Origin of the sequence: Paenibacillus sp. FSL K6-1318 (assembly GCF_037976905.1) — a bacterium.
Taxonomy (GTDB): Bacteria; Bacillota; Bacilli; order Paenibacillales; family Paenibacillaceae; genus Paenibacillus; species Paenibacillus amylolyticus_A.
Window position 1 is genome coordinate 2995322 of sequence record NZ_CP150270.1, and the last position, 15943, is coordinate 3011264.

Consider the following 15943-nt stretch of genomic DNA (forward strand, 5'->3'; position numbering starts at 1 on the left):
GTAACTTTTTGAGGAGGATTCAACATGAATAAGAAAGTATACGTGCTTGCTATTGCAGCATTTGTGGTCGGAACCGTTGAATTGATTTTGGGCGGCATTTTGGATCTGATTGCTACAGATCTTCATCTTTCCCTGGCGAAAGCCGGGTATTTAATTTCTATTTTCTCACTGGTCTATGCGTTGTCTGCGCCGATCTTATTAAATATGACGGCCAGATTTGAGCGTAAAAAAGTATATATGTGTACGTTGTTTGTATTTCTGATCAGTAATCTGATCTCTGCGTTCAGTACCAGTTTTTATATGCTGATGGCGGGTAGAGCACTCGGAGCCGCAACGGGTTCACTTATATTTGTACTCTCCCTGACACTTGCAGCGCGCATTGTGGAACCACAGTATAAAGGACGCGCCGTGGGGATCATTACCATGGGAGGCAGCGCATCACTTATCCTTGGTGTACCACTCGGTATCTTTGTAGGCAACATGGCAGGCTGGCGTGAGGTGTTTATGTTGATTGCTGTTCTGACCTCAGTGGTTATGGTAGCCATCTGGATTGCAATGGACCGTGTGCAGCCGATTCCTGCTGTATCCCTGAAGAAACAGCTTACGGCGCTGTGGAATCCGAAAATGTTGGCAATCCATGCTACGACGTTGCTGGTACTCGCCGGTCACTTGACTTTATATGCGTATTTCACGCCATTTCTGCAAGAAACGCTGGGAGCCAGCGCGACGATGGTTACCTTTATCTATATGATGTTTGGTATCGCCGCTGTGGCAGGGGGAGGCATCGGAGGCATGTTATCTGATCGTTTGCATCCTGCTAAAGCGATTGTCATTGTGCTGATTCCCTTTATCGTGAGTATGGCTGTCATTCCGTTCAGCGTAGGATTGCCTTTGATCGCCTTCTTGCTGCTGTTAAGCATCTGGAGTGCACTGAGCTGGACCGTTACACCCGTACAGAATAGTCTCATTATCAAAACTTCACCGGAGACAGCAGAAACACTAATCAGCACCAATTCAGGTATTGCACATGCAGGTATTGCACTGGGTACCTATATCGGTGGTATGGTGATCGATCATTCATCGATTCTGAACACCGGATGGGTTGGTTCTGTGCTGATTTTGCTTGGTTTGGTGTCTGCCATCTATGCCATCAGCGTTAAGGAAAAAACAGTTCAGGCGGTTGCCTAAAATGTGCACGTACAAAAACTTGAACCTCTGCATTCCCATAGACAATGGGGTGTAGAGGTTTTTTTTGCTGTATCAGAAGAGCACGCAAGAGTGGATTAAACTACTTTCATGTGCAGCAACACTTGCTTTATCCATCGTAATCTATATAATTAAAATAGTTTTAAAAAGTATTGTCTAATGTCGAAATACACGATGTGTACCAAGGGAGCGGTGAACATGACCACGAAGACGGAAAAACAAAAAATGCTGGATGGCGAGCTGTACATGGCTTCGGATCTCGAATTGTCTGAGGACAGGGAGTATGCAAGAAGAATGACACGGACATTCAATCAAACGACGGAAACAGATGGTGAGCTTCGCACCAAATTATTGAAGGAATTGTTTGGATCTACAGGTGAACACCTGGGCATGGAACCTAATATCCATGTGGATTATGGATATAACATTCATGTAGGCAATCATTTTTATGCCAATTTTAACTGTACGATATTAGATGTGTGTGAAGTTCGTATTGGAGACCATTGCTTAATGGGGCCTGATGTACATATCTATACCGCTACTCATCCACTCCATCCGCATGAACGCAATACGGGTGCAGAGTATGGCAAGCCAGTCACGATTGGAAATAATGTATGGATTGGTGGTAGAGCCGTTATTAACCCAGGCGTTACCATTGGAGATAACGTGGTCATTGCTTCCGGGGCTGTGGTTACGAAGGATGTGCCGGATAATATGATCGTGGGCGGTAATCCTGCTAGAATCATTAAAGAGATTGAAATTTAATTAATTTATGGACATAAGATAGGAAGTGCTACGAAATGATGACTGAAAAAGAGAAATCTCAATTAGGGCTGCTGTATAATGCGAATTACGATAAAGAGTTGATTGAAGAGCGTCTGCACGCCAAAGGACTTTGTTACGATTATAACCAGCTCCATCCAGCCAAGATCAATGAAAGAGAAGCGTTAATCAAGAAACTGCTGGGGAAAACGACGGATCGTTTCCTGATTGAACAGCCATTTGTATGTGATTACGGCTATAATATTGAAATTGGTGAGAACTTCTATAGCAATCATAATATTGTCATGCTGGATGGGGGCAAAATTACTTTTGGTGATAACGTTTTTGTTGCTCCAAATTGCGGATTCTATACTGCAGGTCATGCTTATGATGTAGAGCAACGTAATGAAGGTCTGGAGGTCGTTGGACCCATCACGGTGGGGAATAATGTGTGGATCGGAGGAGGCGTGACTGTTCTCGCTGATGTAACCATTGGTGACAATACAATTATTGGTGCAGGGAGCGTCGTTACCAAGGATATTCCATCTGGTGTGATTGCTGTGGGGAATCCTTGCAGGGTCATTCGCAAAATAACGGAAGAAGACAAAACAAAGTACAGCAGGGATATAGCGAAAAACATATAGTAAAGAATAAATGGTAAACAACGTGATAGTGGCTAATGAGAATGCCCGATGTATATCATCGGGTGTTTCTTTTTGAAAATATAATTCCCCAGACAGAAAACATGCCAAGGTATCGTATAACCGACACTTTTTCATGTGATTTGTCTGGGGGATACGGATGTATCTGTTACATTTGCTTAAAAAACCTTAACGCTGCAAACTTTTTCCGTTACTGCTGATGACTTCTTTGTACCAATGGAAGGATTTTTTACGGTAACGTTCGAGTGTTCCTGACCCATCGTCATGACGATCAACATAGATATAGCCATAACGTTTTTTCAACTGGGCAGAAGACGCACTGACAACATCAATACAACCCCATGATGTATATCCCATAATCTCCACGCCATCTTTAATGGCTTCGCCAACCTGAACCAGATGATCATTCAAATACTGGATGCGGTAGTCATCTTCGACGGTTTTCTCGCCGTCAGCACCCGTGATCAACTCATCGACAGCGCCAAGACCATTTTCTACAATAAACAGTGGTTTTTGATAACGGTCATAGAACATGTTAAGCACATAACGCAATCCTTGCGGGTCGATCTGCCATCCCCATTCACTTGCAGGCAGGTAAGGGTTAGGTACACCACCAAGCAGGTTACCTTCTCCTGCGACTTGTTTCTCCGGATCTGCCGTCTGACAGATACTCATGTAATAACTGAAAGAGATGAAGTCTACTGTATTGAGCAGCATTTCCTCGTCGCCAGCTTCCATCTGAATCTCAATCCCATTTTCCAGGAAGTAACGTTTCATATAACCGGGGTAGCGACCTCTTACATGCACATCACCGAAGAAATAGTTGCTATGCTCGAATTCCATGACTTTGATCATATCGTCTGGATTCGGTGTCAGCGGGTAAGTAGGCATGCTGAGCATCATACAACCAATCTGTGCCGTAGGAATGATCTCATGACAGAGCTTCACAGCAGAAGCACTGGCTACAAACTCATGATGGATCGCCTGATACAGATCTTGCTTGCTAAGCTGCTCCTTCGGCGTATAGATACCACCACTCATGAATGGTGCTTCGAGAATGGAGTTGATTTCGTTAAAAGTAAGCCAGTATTTTACTTTGTTCTTATACCGTTTGAATACGGCAGTTACATAACGCTCATAGAATCCAACCATTTTCCGGTTAACCCAGCCGTCGTATTCTTTGGACAGGTGAAGTGGTGTCTCATAGTGGGACAGTGTAACCAGTGGTTCGATCCCGTATTTGTGACACTCGTCAAACAGATCATCGTAGAATTGCAGACCTTCTTCATTCGGTTCCAACTCATCACCTTTCGGGAAAATCCGGGACCAGGCGATGGAAGTACGGAATACTTTGAAGCCCATCTCGGCAAAAAGTTTCACATCTTCCTTATAGCGATGATACAGATCGATACCGATCAGCTTCATGTTATCTTCAGTTGGTTCTTCCGTGATTGGCCCCATGATGCCTTTGGGAGCTACGTCCTGAGTAGACAGGCCTTTGCCGCCTTGATTGTATGCACCTTCAGCCTGGTTGGCTGCAATTGCGCCACCCCACAGGAAATTTTCCGGGAATTGATAAGTATGATTACTCATGTGTATCGCTCCATTCATCAAATTGATATTAAGATGATTCATATATGACACAAAAAAAGCTTAAACGTTGTAACGGGTTACACGTCAAGTTTTACTTTTGACCTCAAATTAAGGCATACTATTATTCTAAATAAGTTCAACTAAAATTTACACGAAAACGGAGAGGACAGAAATAACCAGAAGAAGCGAAGCGGTCGCCTGAAAGCTTTCTGAAAGAAAGCTACATCGGAAGCATACGCTATCCCCGGATTTTCCCTTTTAGATAAGGGAATCAAAAAAATCTGGGGATAACAGCGATCGAAAGGTTGTTCTGTCATCGAAGTGCCAGTGTAAATAATCTTAGTTGAACTTATATAGTTCGTTAGCAAGAAGGGAGTCTCCGATGTCCAAGTTTGATGAAATTATGAAGCGGTCTGGTTACTCAAAAGCGACAGTGTCACGCGTGATTAATCATTCTCCGCATGTTAGTGATGAAGCAAGACAGATCATAACGGATATTATGAAACAGTTGAATTATATTCCCAACCGAAATGCGGTATCGTTATCTACCGGGCAGACCAAGCAGATTGGGATTGTGACCTCTACCACAAGTGAGATCATTCTTACATTCATGAATCAATTCATTGATACAGCCATGGATTTTGGATTTCAGACGATTATCTATACATCCCGTGGAGATCCGGAGATGGAATTACAGGCTTTCGAAGATCTGCGCAGCAAACGAGTGGATGGACTAGTTATTATTGCTTGTGTCAATGATCCTCGGAAATTAAAGGCGTATATGGAGTATGGGCCCATTGTCTCCTGGCAGCGAATGGGGAATGACGAGATTCCGTCTGTTGCGATGGATCAGGCAGAAGGGTATAAGTTAGCTCTAGAGCATCTGGTATCAAAAGGATACACCCGAATTGCGAATGCATTTGGTAGGGCTGAAAGTTTGAATACCCAGAGCCGCCGTAAAGCCTATGAATCTTTCATGAAGAGCAGAGGGTTGCAGGTGTGGACTGAAGCATATCAATATTCCGTATTTAGCTCTTCCGATGGCGAAGAAGCGATGCGAAGAATGGCTGAGGGTCCAGAACTTCCACAGGCCGTATTATGTTCGAATGATTATGCAGCCATCGGCATTCTGAGTGAAGCACGCAGACGGAATATACAGGTACCGGAACAACTGGCCATAGTGGGGTTTGATGATATCGAGCTTTCCCGTGTTCTCGGAATCACGACTATACACAATCCGATTGCGGAGCAAGCCACCCAGGCTTTCCATCAATTGTGGGCGGTATTGGGTAAAACAGAGTTGAAGTCAGAGCAACTGACATACCATCTGATTGAGCGTGAGACGACTTGAATCCGTAAGAACTGATGTGGGAATCTGGTTTTATGGATTCAATAATTATTCAAATTTGAAGCATCTTCGAATCAAATTCATACGTTATACTGAAGATGGGCTTCAGAACGACATATCTGAACGGAGATGTGGTGTGAAGGTTTCTTATCATGTTACAAGTTACATATTTCACAAACGATTAGCGGGAAAGGTGAGAATGGACTTTATGAAGACAGTGACAGGCCGATTCAGAATTGCGGGCATATGGGAGGGCGTATCCTTACTTCTATTGATTTTTATTGCTATGCCTCTGAAATATTTTGCAGATATCTCTTCCGCTGTAGCCGTAATGGGCATGATTCATGGTATTTTGTTTCCTTTATACCTTATTGCACTAGTGCATTTGGCTCTGGTCAAAAAGTGGAAGATAACACGCTGGTTGATGGGTGGACTCGCGGGTCTATTGCCTTTTGGAACTTTCGTATTCGAATCTTATCTTCGGAAGAGAGATTGGAAATAAAATTTAATAGAAAACAGCAGGCGACTAATTTGGAGATTATCCAAATGGTCGCCTGCTGGCTTCTGTACGAGTACTACTTTACTGTACCTTGCTGACGATCAGACAGCAGGCTTACTCCGATATCGCCAGAGGCATCCGATACAGGTGCATACGCCGTGAAGGAAGTAACAACAAGCAGGGCAGTGAACAGAAATAAGAATGATTTTTTCATACCATAACCTCTTTCATATGGGGATATATTCCATTTGATTCTAACGCAGATAGGCTATACTTGAAAAGAAAAAATTTAAATAAGCAAGCCATCGAATGACTGAAAGGATTGAGTTTCTGTGAAAGTTATTCATGAGTTAACATCCATAGCAATGGTTGAAGAGGCGATTCAACAACATGAATTGGTTTTTCTGTATGTATCTCGACCAGAATGCAGTGTGTGTCACGCTTTACTCCCCAAGATCAGGGCATTACTTGAGTCATATCCAATGGTATACCTAGGTCACATTGACGCTAACGAAGTGGAAGAGGTTGCATCCAAGTATCTTATTTTTACGGTTCCAACAATGATCATGCTTGTGGAGCAGAAGGAATATATTCGAGCGGATCGTTTTGTTCGCTTGGAACGCTTGGAAGAGCAACTGCAACAGATTCACTCCATGTATATGCAGGATGAGGAATAAAAAGCTAAAGCCTTATGAAGGCGGCTCACAAGTGAGCCGTTTTTTAGCGTCCGCAGTGGCAATATAGCTATAGATAAAGGATGCGATGCCTGAACTCACAAATTAAAGTGTTGCCATGAAAACGGTTTTATGATAATTTAAACATTATAAAAACGTTTTTATAGCAAAGGAACAAAATCTATGACAAAAATAACGATTAAAGATGTAGCAAGGGAAGCGGGCGTATCCATATCGACGGTTTCCAACGCCTTGAATGGTGTAGATGTCTTGAACCCGGAGACGAAATCACATGTTCTCAAGGTGGCAGAGCGTTTAAACTATGTGCCCAACCTGAACGGCAAGCTATTGAAGTCCGGTCAAACCAAAATGCTGGGTTTTTTCACCACAAGTGTATCGGGTCCGTATTTCTATAAGCTGGTGGAGTCGATGTCTCGCGAATGTGACCGGCTTGGGTATGGCCTGAATGTATTTGTAACCAAGGATAAACACGTAATTATGAGTAACATTCTGGGGCGACGGGTGGATGGTGTCATCATCTACGAAGAGCTTCGGATCGATGAGCAAGATATTATTGCTATGGAGAAAGATAAGATCAAGGCTGTTTTTTTGGATCGGGTTTATCAGAGCGATACGATGGGAAGTGTCATTTTTGACTCGTATGTGGCGGCTTACGAAGCAACCAAGTATTTAATTGGGCTAGGGCACAAGAAAATTGCTTATATTTCGGGTGTGGACACGATGTTTGATAGTGTGCAGCGGAGAGATGGCTATCTGGCCGCCCTGCGTGAGTATCAGCTTCCAATTGATGAAGATTACATTATACAGGGGTATTTTGAGGAGGAGAGCACGTATAGTGCTATAAAATCTTTTCTTCACTTGCACCCTGGCAAGCGGCCTGATGCATTTCTTGCAGGGAACGACTTGAGTGCAATTGGCTGTATGCATGCGTTGAAATCTGAGGGTTTCGAAGTGCCTCAAGACGTTAGTGTCGTGGGTTTCGATGATATCGACATCGCACAGTATTTTTCTCCACCGCTCACAACGGTAAGAAATCAAATTGCAAGGCAGGGTATTCTGGCCATCAATCAACTGGTCGGTATGATCAAGGAGAAAGAACAAGGGGCCGCACAGAAATTGGCGGGTGAGCTGGTGGTTAGAGGTTCGAGCCATGTGAAGATCGACCGGAAAGATTATCTTACATAAGCTGACTTATCTTCTCCGGTCTTTTTTTACATAAATAAAAGCAAAGGGGGTTTTTATGTCAAAAAATAAAAACGTTTTTATAAACATGCATGATGGAGGGGAGTAAAAGAACGTGGATAAATTAGCCGTAGAGACATCAACCGGTAAAAATGTGATCAGTCCCAATGGAAAGAAGCCCATAGGACAAAGGATCAAGGAATTCATAGTTGATTATCGAAGACAATGGGAGATTCAATCAATGATTATCCCTGGCATTATCTTTATGATTATTTTCTGTTATATCCCGATCTACGGGTTGACGATTGCATTCAAAAATTACACAGTCATTGATACACTGGCTACTGCTCCATGGGTAGGACTGGATAATTTCAGAATCATTCTATCTGACAAATACTTCTGGGATGCAGTGGTGAATACACTGGGGATCAGTTTCTTGAAATTGGGTATAGGCTTCGTCATTCCCATCATTCTTGCAATCATGATCTACGAGTTAAACAGCGGACGATTTAAGAAATTTGTGCAAACGGTTTCATATTTACCTCACTTTTTGTCCTGGATCGTACTCGGTGGAATGCTGATCACCTGGTTTTCCACAACGGGCTTATTTAATCAATTGTTACTTAGCCTGGGAGTGATCTCTCAACCGCAGAACATCTTGCTGGATGCAGGCAAGTATTGGTGGATTGCTACGTTATCGGATATTTGGAAAGAGGCAGGCTGGGGAACGATTCTGTATCTGGCGATCATGGCGAAGATTGATCCTACGTATTATGAAGCTGCCAAAATCGATGGTGCAAGCCGTCTCAGACAGATCTGGAATATCACATTGCCTAACATGAGATCAATCATCAGCTTAAATCTGATTCTAACTGTAAGCGGTTTATTAGGGTCTAATCTGGATCAGACACTGGTTCTCATGAACTCCCAGAACCGCGACAAAGCGGAAGTCATCAATTCATACGTGTATCGTATGGGGATGTCTCAGGGTGACTTTTCATATGCAACGGCCGTTGGCTTGGGTGTCTCAATCATTTCTGTCATTCTACTCGTCACGGCGAACAAAATTACGAGCAAATTAAACGATAATCAATCTGTGTTGTAGAAGGAGGCATCCCGCGTGAATGGAAAGGTGGCAAAAGAAGATCTCGATAGTCGGATCTTTGATACCTTAAATATAATTTTGTTAATCATTTGTACGGTCGTTATTCTGGTTCCGCTCTGGAATGTCATCATCTCTTCCTTTAGTTCAGGCAAAGCGCTGGCGGAAGGTGGATTCATCTTCTGGTCACCGGAATTCTCGCTGGAGAATTACAGAGCTGTATTCAATGATCAGGGCATCTGGCAGGCCTTCTTCATATCGGTGTCCAAAACAACGATCGGCGTTGTTACACATGTGTTCTTCTGTGCCATGGTTGGTTACGGTCTGAGCAAAAAGTACATAAGAGGCCGTAAATTATACGTTGCCATGGGTGTTATTACCATGTTCTTCTCGGGCGGTATGATCCCAACATACCTGTTAATCAAATCACTTGGATTGCTTAACAGCTTCTGGGTATACATTATTCCGGCGTTATTCAGTTTCTATGATGTCGTGATTCTGATGAATTTCTTCCGGAATGTCCCGGATTCACTTGAAGAATCGGCCAAGATTGACGGCGCAGGGGATTGGCATATTTTCCTGAAAATCTTCATTCCACTCTCCATGCCTGCCATGGCGACGATTGCGCTATTTAATGGGGTGGGGCAATGGAACGACTTCATGACGACCAAGTTATATATTACCGATCAGTCACTGTATCCACTTCAGATGATGTTGTATGAGATTATCGTTCAGTCTCAGACACAATCCATGCAAAATGTCGGCGGTTCAGCTGTGATCGAAACAACGACCAAAGGCGTGCAGTTGGCCACCATTGTCATTACAACATTACCTATCGTGCTGATCTATCCCATCGTTCAGAGATACTTTATCTCGGGAATGATGCTGGGTGCGGTCAAGGAATAGAAGAAACAAACACCCATTTTGAGGAGGAAAAAACATGTTGAAGTTGAACAAGGCATCAGGCAGAAAAGGAATTAAATTGTTCGCAACACTGCTCACGGCCGTACTTATGATTACAGGTTGCAGCGGTGGATCTGGGGGATCCAGTGAAGGGAACTGGGTTTCCATTGAAGATCGTTATACGGTTGACCCGGAAAAGCCGGCTTGGCAGTTGGATAAAAAGGAAGAGGCTACCGACCTGACGTGGTACGTCAATGCAGATTGGTGGAACACCGATTTTGGCAAGGATATTGTCACCAAGAAAATCAAAGAGGATCTGAACATCAATATTAAATTCATCACGGGTGATGATACCAAGTTAAATACCTTTTTCGCCGGTGGGGATATGCCTGACTTGCTGACTGTATTTGACTCGAATTCTCCAGTGGTCCAAAAAGCTGCAACCTGGGCGATGCCGCTGAATGATCTGGCGGAAAAATATGATCCTTACTTCAATAAAGTTGCGGCTGCCGATACGTTGAACTGGTTCCAATTGGCGGATGGTAAAACCTATGGTTACCCGAACTATTCCAATACGCAAGAGGATTATGATAGCGGTAACATTCCTGCCAAAACGGCATTTATCATTCGTAAAGATGTGTACGAAGCTTTGGGTAGTCCGGTCATTGGAACACCAGAACAATTCCAGAGTGTGATGAAACGAATTAAGCAAGAGTTCCCTGCGCTAATTCCGTTTGGGTTCAACTCCATTGGTGAAGGAACAGGTTCACTCGGAGATACGTTGCAAGATTTCATCGGTGTTCCGCTGGAGACCGAATCGGGAGAATTCTATGATCGCAATCTGGATGAAGATTATCTCACGTGGTTGAAGACATTGAACACCGTGTACAGAGACGGCAATATCAGTGATGACAGTTTTGCCGATGATGGAACCGCTTTTGAGGAAAAAGTAAAGTCCGGTAAATATGCGACCATGCTGCTTGACGGTACACCTCAACAAGGAGGAAACCTGCAAATCTACATGAGTGCGAACCCAGGCAAAGAATATGTTGCTATCGATGGACCGCAGAGTACCAAAGGCAATACACCAACATTGAATCAATCCGGAATAACGGGGTGGATGATCAATTTCATTTCCAAGGACTGTAAAGATCCGGCCAAGGCCATTCAGATATTCACATACTTGCTGAGTGAAGAAGGCCAGACGCTCATGAATTACGGAATTGAAGGGGAGACCTACCAAACTAAAACCGACGGTACTGTTGAATTGCTGCCAGCGGTGAAAGACCTGCAACTCAATAACGCGGATCAATTCAAAAAGGACTATCGGATGGGTGAATTTATGTTCTTCGGTCATGATCGCCATAAAGCGCTGAGTGCAGATGCATTTCCGGAAGCCATCAAACAGATGCAGGAGTGGGGCAAAGGCAAGCTGAAACCACACTTTATTCTGGAGAATATTAGCCCGGATCAAGGTACACCTGAAGCTCGTGCGTTGTCAGCGATTAATACGAAGTGGAATACAACGTTGGTCAGTATGGTACGTTCCAAGGATGATGCCTCCTTTGACAATGCACTGGCTGTTTACAAGTCATTCTTAGGCGAAAACCGTTGGGATGAGATTGTGAAGGTTCGCAGTGAGAAGATGAAACTCAACAAAGATAAACTAGGCATTCAATAAAACAATATGGAGGAGAATCCTATGACTACTTTCAAAATGTACAAATCGACAGGAGAAGATGAATTGTTTGTATCCGTGTCCTCGGATCAATTGCAACCTCTTGCTTCAGATATGGAGACAGCGACCATTCTTCTGGATGATCAGCTAACGTATCAGGATATGGACGGATTCGGTGCTTCTTTTACCGATTCATCTGCCTATTTGATCAACCAAATCTTGAATGAGGAGCAGCGGGATGAGGTCATGAACCGATTATTCCATCCGGAGAAAGGGATCGGACTGTCAGTCATCCGTAATCCGATGGGAGCTTCGGACTATGCGAGAACGATATACAGTTATAACGATATGCCAGAACAGCAGACAGACCCGGAATTAGCCCAATTCAGCATTGCACATGATGAAGGGGACGTTATTCCTTTAACGCAAAAGGCGTTGGCATTGAATCCTGAACTGAAGCTATTTGCTTCACCATGGAGTGCACCCGGCTGGATGAAAACGAGCGGATCAATGATTACCGGACAGTTGAAGACTGAATGGTATCCCGTTTATGCCGAATATTTTGTGAAGTACATTCAAGCCTATACAGAGCAAGGATTACCGATCCATGCCGTCACACCACAGAATGAGGCGCTTTATGAACCGGGGCATTATCCTGGTATGTTGATGCCAGCCGAAGCGCAAGCAGATTTCATCAAAAACCATCTCAAACCAGCCTTTGTCAAAAACGATATTTCTACCAAAATTCTCTGTTACGATCACAACTGGGATCAACCGGACTATCCACTGACCGTGCTGGAACAAGCAGGAGAGGAAGTAGACGGAGTGGCCTGGCACTGGTACGGGGGCGATGCTTCTGCTCAAACGAAGGTCTATGAAGCATTTGCAGGCAAAGAAGTGCACTTCACCGAAGGTTCAGGCGGGGAGTGGATCCCGCCCTTTGAACAGGCCTTCTCCAATGTGATGCGAACGGGAATTCAGATTCTTCGCAATTACAGCAAGTCTTTTGTACTGTGGAACATGGCACTTGATGAGAACAACGGGCCTACGGTTCCGGGTTTTGGACGCAGTACGTGTCGTGGTATCGTGCAGGTGAATCAGCAAACAAAGGAGCTTACCTATACACTTGATTATTATGCCCTGGCTCATTTTAGTGCTTTGATCCGTCCAAAGGCTGTTCGCATTGAATCAACGTCCAGTAATGATTCCATCTTGTCTGTTGCGTTCAAAAATATAGACGGTTCCGTCGCATTAGTCCTCTTCAACGATGGAAAAGAGACGGAGAATGTGCAGATTAATCTGCGAAATGAAGAGCTGTTATGTTTCCAAATGGAAAGCAAAAGTGCCATATCCATTTTAATTCATCCCAATATGTAAAAAGCTGAGCATCAGGGCTTACGTCTTACGTTGTGACTACCGTAGTTTGTCTGCGATACTCCGTGGGCGTGAGCCCTGTATGCTTTTTGAATTGTCTGGAGAAATAGTACAAATCACTAAATCCGAGATGCTCGGCGATGGCCGTTATTGTGTTCGGGGTGCAGGTCAGCAGCTCTTTGGCTTTATCAACTTTTTTACCTGTAATGTATAAGATCGGAGGAACACCGATCTGCTGTTTGAAGAATCGAATGAAATAATTGGGATGCATGTAAGCGATCTGGGCCAGTTCCTGAACTGAAATATTTTCTTCGATGTTGGAATCGATGTAAGCCAGAATGGCAGATAATTTCTCCATGACAGGCACGTTAATAAAAGAGATCTGATCCAGATCGAGATTCATTATATAGTGGGACAATAACTCGGTCAGTTTGCTCTTGGCCATCATATGGGCATAGACTTCATTGGATTTTGCATATGTCAGGATACTGCTGAAGATTTCCTGAATCAACTCAGGGTGATCTATCGTACAAATGTGCGGGAACTTTAATATTTGGAACAAATTGATTCCCCCAACCTTTGCACTAAAGTGACACCAATATTTGAGAAAAGGACGGTCGTTAATTGCAGAGTAGGATTGTTTGATCCCCTCTGGCATTAAGATAAGCTGATTAGGCGTAGGGTAATACTCTTCATTGCCAATCTTGAGCCAACCTTCACCCTCACATATGAAATAAAACTTGCTGTAATCAGGCGTGTAATCCAGATCTCGCCAATCGGTGTCGCACCGATTGTAGTTGACCATAAATAATTCAACTTGCAGATTGGACAGGTAGTTCGTAAGCAAAGTTTGGTGATTCATATTCTTCATCTCCATACAAGGTTAGTATTGTCCATCTAAAAGTTAGTGTTCTGCATGTCTATCCTTCCGCCGTAGAACTACAATACAAATGCAGACGATAACGGAAGGAATGAGAAAATAGCATGGATAAAAACGAATATTTGCAACAGATCGAAGCAACGATTGAGAACGGTAAATTCAAGGACAATTGGAGTTCGCTTAGCGCATTTCAAGTTCCTGAATGGTACCAGAAGGCGAAATTCGGCATTTTCATCCACTGGGGACTGTACTCCGTCCCGGCCTATGATAGCGAATGGTATTCGCGAAATATGTATATTCAAGGCTCCAAAGCTTATGAACATCACCTTGCGGTGTACGGACCTCATAAGGAGTTTGGATATAAAGACTTCATTCCGATGTTTCGTGCAGAGAAGTTCGATGCAGATGAATGGGCAACGTTATTTAAACAGGCCGGAGCCAGATATGTTATGCCTGTAGCCGAGCACCATGATGGTTTTCAGATGTACAAGAGCGATATCTCTCACTATAACACATATGAAATGGGCCCCAAACGGGATCTTCTGGGTGAGATGAAGGTTGCTTATGAGAAGCAGGGACTGACCTTATGTGTATCGTCTCACCGTGCAGAGCATTGGTTCTTCATGTCTCACGGGAAGGAATTTGAGTCAGATATTCAGGAGCCCCTGAAGCGTGGTGATTTCTATTGGCCTGCCATGCCGGAACCGGATCATCATGATCTGTATGGTTCGCCTCCAACCGAGGAGTATCTGGAAGACTGGTTGATTCGTTGCTGTGAGCTGGTGGATCAATATCAGCCGAAGGTTTTCTATTTTGATTGGTGGATTCAAACGGTTGCATTCAAACCCTATCTTAAGAAATTCACTGCTTATTATTATAACAAGGGCGAAGAATGGGGCGTGCCTGTAGCGGTCAATTATAAACATGAGGCCTATATGTTTGGCAGTGCCGTTCCGGATGTGGAGCGGGGGCAGTTTGCTGAACTCAAGCCCTATTTTTGGCAAACCGATACGGCTGTCGCTAAAAACTCATGGTGTTACACGGAAAATAATAACTATAAATCGGCCGAGGAAATCCTTCGGGATCTCGTAGATATTGTAAGCAAAAACGGAAGTCTGCTGCTGAACATTGGACCCAAAGCAGACGGCAGCATTCCGGATGAAGATCGGGACATTTTGCTGACCATCGGCAAGTGGTTGGAAGTAAACGGCGAAGCCATCTATGATACATCCTTCTGGCGTACGTTTGGCGAGGGTCCAACAGAGGTGAAGGAAGGGCAATTCACGGATGGGGATACGAAGGTATTTACGAGTGAAGATATACGGTTTACGGTAAAAGAAAGCAGTCTGTACGCGACGGTTCTTGCCTACCCGGATAACGGGGTGATTCACATTAAATCGCTGAAGGAACATTCTCACCATTTTCAAGGCGTTATTCAGGACATTCAGGTCCTTGGGTACGAGGAACAACCGCAATGGGAGAGAACAGCGGAGGCACTAACGATTACTACAACCAACGTGAAGAGTATAGCACCCGTCGTTTTCAAAATTGAATTGGATTAAGAGGGAAAAAGAATCGGTTAAAGAGCCGGTTCTTTTTTTTGTTTTTCAGGGTCTGTTTGGACTATTTTTTTAATAGGTGTATTTGCGTGAATGCGCAAAGTGTAAGGAGAAGTATAAGCGACATGAGACATATAAAAGCATTAAATAGACTTATTTTCTATATTTTTCAATAAAAGTACTTGTATATATCGAATAATGATTCTATACTATACCAAGAAAATCCAATTAAATTCCTAATTGCCTAGTATATGTAATTTAAACTGTTTTCTAACTCACTCGAACCACGATCGAAATACATATTGACTACTCCTTAGCAAGCGTTCTGCTAACGCTCCAGATCACCCTTCCACATGAATGCTTATAGACATTCACTCTCGTTGCATCACTCAAACACCCACACCTTTCACTCTCATGGCTTAACCCGAGTTGTTCCATCTCCTAAACGTCCAAGCGAAAAATCATAGAATGATCCAGTTATCTCTTCTGACTCATATTGT

The 15943-nt window shown here is 43.6% G+C and carries 15 protein-coding genes; 12 read left to right on the top strand and 3 right to left on the bottom strand.

What is annotated here, in order from left to right:
* Positions 1–24 precede the first annotated feature (24 nt).
* The 3 genes from NYE45_RS13285 (at position 25) to NYE45_RS13295 (ending at position 2612) form a co-directional block, all read left to right on the top strand.
* Positions 25–1188, top strand: a complete 1164-nt coding sequence (locus NYE45_RS13285; protein ID WP_340016985.1) for an MFS transporter — start codon at positions 25–27, stop codon at positions 1186–1188.
* Positions 1189–1404: 216 nt separating this feature from the next.
* Positions 1405–1971: a sugar O-acetyltransferase gene (locus NYE45_RS13290; RefSeq protein WP_340016986.1), complete on the top strand. Its 567-nt coding sequence runs from the start codon at positions 1405–1407 to the stop codon at positions 1969–1971.
* A 38-nt stretch (positions 1972–2009) separates the two neighbouring features.
* On the top strand, positions 2010–2612 hold the full coding sequence (locus NYE45_RS13295) for a sugar O-acetyltransferase (protein ID WP_340017368.1): 603 nt from the start codon (positions 2010–2012) through the stop codon (positions 2610–2612).
* 186 nt (positions 2613–2798) lie between these two features.
* Here the strand turns inward: NYE45_RS13295 and NYE45_RS13300 are convergent, their stop codons facing one another.
* On the bottom strand, positions 2799–4223 hold the full coding sequence (locus NYE45_RS13300) for a glycoside hydrolase family 1 protein (protein WP_340016987.1): 1425 nt from the start codon (positions 4221–4223) through the stop codon (positions 2799–2801).
* Between the two features lie 382 nt (positions 4224–4605).
* Between NYE45_RS13300 and NYE45_RS13305 the strand changes: the two genes are divergently transcribed.
* Both NYE45_RS13305 and NYE45_RS13310 read left to right on the top strand, forming a co-directional pair.
* Positions 4606–5574: a LacI family DNA-binding transcriptional regulator gene (locus NYE45_RS13305; RefSeq protein WP_340016988.1), complete on the top strand. Its 969-nt coding sequence runs from the start codon at positions 4606–4608 to the stop codon at positions 5572–5574.
* Between the two features lie 205 nt (positions 5575–5779).
* Complete coding sequence (locus tag NYE45_RS13310; RefSeq protein ID WP_036608336.1) at positions 5780–6073, top strand: DUF3817 domain-containing protein; 294 nt, start codon at positions 5780–5782, stop codon at positions 6071–6073.
* Positions 6074–6146: 73 nt separating this feature from the next.
* On the opposite strand, the gene NYE45_RS13315 is transcribed toward NYE45_RS13310, so the two are convergent.
* Positions 6147–6284, bottom strand: coding sequence for a hypothetical protein (locus NYE45_RS13315; protein WP_340016989.1), 138 nt, complete (start codon positions 6282–6284; stop codon positions 6147–6149).
* A 118-nt stretch (positions 6285–6402) separates the two neighbouring features.
* On the opposite strand from NYE45_RS13315, the gene NYE45_RS13320 reads away from it, so the two are divergent.
* The 6 genes from NYE45_RS13320 to NYE45_RS13345 all read left to right on the top strand — a co-directional run bounded on the left by NYE45_RS13320 (position 6403) and on the right by NYE45_RS13345 (position 13007).
* Entirely contained in the window at positions 6403–6747 is a 345-nt protein-coding gene (locus tag NYE45_RS13320) for a thioredoxin family protein (RefSeq protein WP_340016990.1), read from the top strand.
* A 180-nt stretch (positions 6748–6927) separates the two neighbouring features.
* A complete protein-coding gene (locus NYE45_RS13325) occupies positions 6928–7950 on the top strand; it encodes a LacI family DNA-binding transcriptional regulator (RefSeq protein WP_340016991.1) in 1023 nt (340 codons plus the stop codon).
* A gap of 112 nt (positions 7951–8062) precedes the next feature.
* Positions 8063–9052: an ABC transporter permease subunit gene (locus NYE45_RS13330; RefSeq protein WP_221819493.1), complete on the top strand. Its 990-nt coding sequence runs from the start codon at positions 8063–8065 to the stop codon at positions 9050–9052.
* Positions 9053–9067: 15 nt separating this feature from the next.
* Complete coding sequence (locus NYE45_RS13335; protein WP_062834224.1) at positions 9068–9955, top strand: carbohydrate ABC transporter permease; 888 nt, start codon at positions 9068–9070, stop codon at positions 9953–9955.
* A gap of 34 nt (positions 9956–9989) precedes the next feature.
* Positions 9990–11633, top strand: coding sequence for a sugar ABC transporter substrate-binding protein (locus NYE45_RS13340; protein WP_340016992.1), 1644 nt, complete (start codon positions 9990–9992; stop codon positions 11631–11633).
* A 21-nt stretch (positions 11634–11654) separates the two neighbouring features.
* Positions 11655–13007: a glycoside hydrolase family 30 beta sandwich domain-containing protein gene (locus NYE45_RS13345; protein ID WP_340016993.1), complete on the top strand. Its 1353-nt coding sequence runs from the start codon at positions 11655–11657 to the stop codon at positions 13005–13007.
* 25 nt (positions 13008–13032) lie between these two features.
* Here the strand turns inward: NYE45_RS13345 and NYE45_RS13350 are convergent, their stop codons facing one another.
* Positions 13033–13866 (bottom strand): AraC family transcriptional regulator, encoded by an 834-nt coding sequence (locus tag NYE45_RS13350; RefSeq protein WP_340016994.1) that lies wholly within the window; start codon positions 13864–13866, stop codon positions 13033–13035.
* 122 nt (positions 13867–13988) lie between these two features.
* Between NYE45_RS13350 and NYE45_RS13355 the strand changes: the two genes are divergently transcribed.
* Positions 13989–15446: an alpha-L-fucosidase gene (locus NYE45_RS13355; protein ID WP_340016995.1), complete on the top strand. Its 1458-nt coding sequence runs from the start codon at positions 13989–13991 to the stop codon at positions 15444–15446.
* Positions 15447–15943 lie beyond the last annotated feature (497 nt).

Bases quoted from the DNA above. Each gene is read 5' to 3' on its own strand.
- NYE45_RS13285 (WP_340016985.1), top strand. From the start codon at position 25: ATGAATAAGAAAGTATACGTGCTTGCTATTGCAGCATTTGTGGTCGGA.
- NYE45_RS13290 (WP_340016986.1), top strand. From the start codon at position 1,405: ATGACCACGAAGACGGAAAAACAAAAAATGCTGGATGGCGAGCTGTAC.
- NYE45_RS13295 (WP_340017368.1), top strand. From the start codon at position 2,010: ATGACTGAAAAAGAGAAATCTCAATTAGGGCTGCTGTATAATGCGAAT.
- NYE45_RS13300 (WP_340016987.1), bottom strand. From the start codon at position 4,223: ATGAGTAATCATACTTATCAATTCCCGGAAAATTTCCTGTGGGGTGGC.
- NYE45_RS13305 (WP_340016988.1), top strand. From the start codon at position 4,606: ATGTCCAAGTTTGATGAAATTATGAAGCGGTCTGGTTACTCAAAAGCG.
- NYE45_RS13310 (WP_036608336.1), top strand. From the start codon at position 5,780: ATGAAGACAGTGACAGGCCGATTCAGAATTGCGGGCATATGGGAGGGC.
- NYE45_RS13315 (WP_340016989.1), bottom strand. From the start codon at position 6,284: ATGAAAAAATCATTCTTATTTCTGTTCACTGCCCTGCTTGTTGTTACT.
- NYE45_RS13325 (WP_340016991.1), top strand. From the start codon at position 6,928: ATGACAAAAATAACGATTAAAGATGTAGCAAGGGAAGCGGGCGTATCC.
- NYE45_RS13340 (WP_340016992.1), top strand. From the start codon at position 9,990: ATGTTGAAGTTGAACAAGGCATCAGGCAGAAAAGGAATTAAATTGTTC.
- NYE45_RS13345 (WP_340016993.1), top strand. From the start codon at position 11,655: ATGACTACTTTCAAAATGTACAAATCGACAGGAGAAGATGAATTGTTT.
- NYE45_RS13350 (WP_340016994.1), bottom strand. From the start codon at position 13,866: ATGAATCACCAAACTTTGCTTACGAACTACCTGTCCAATCTGCAAGTT.
- NYE45_RS13355 (WP_340016995.1), top strand. From the start codon at position 13,989: ATGGATAAAAACGAATATTTGCAACAGATCGAAGCAACGATTGAGAAC.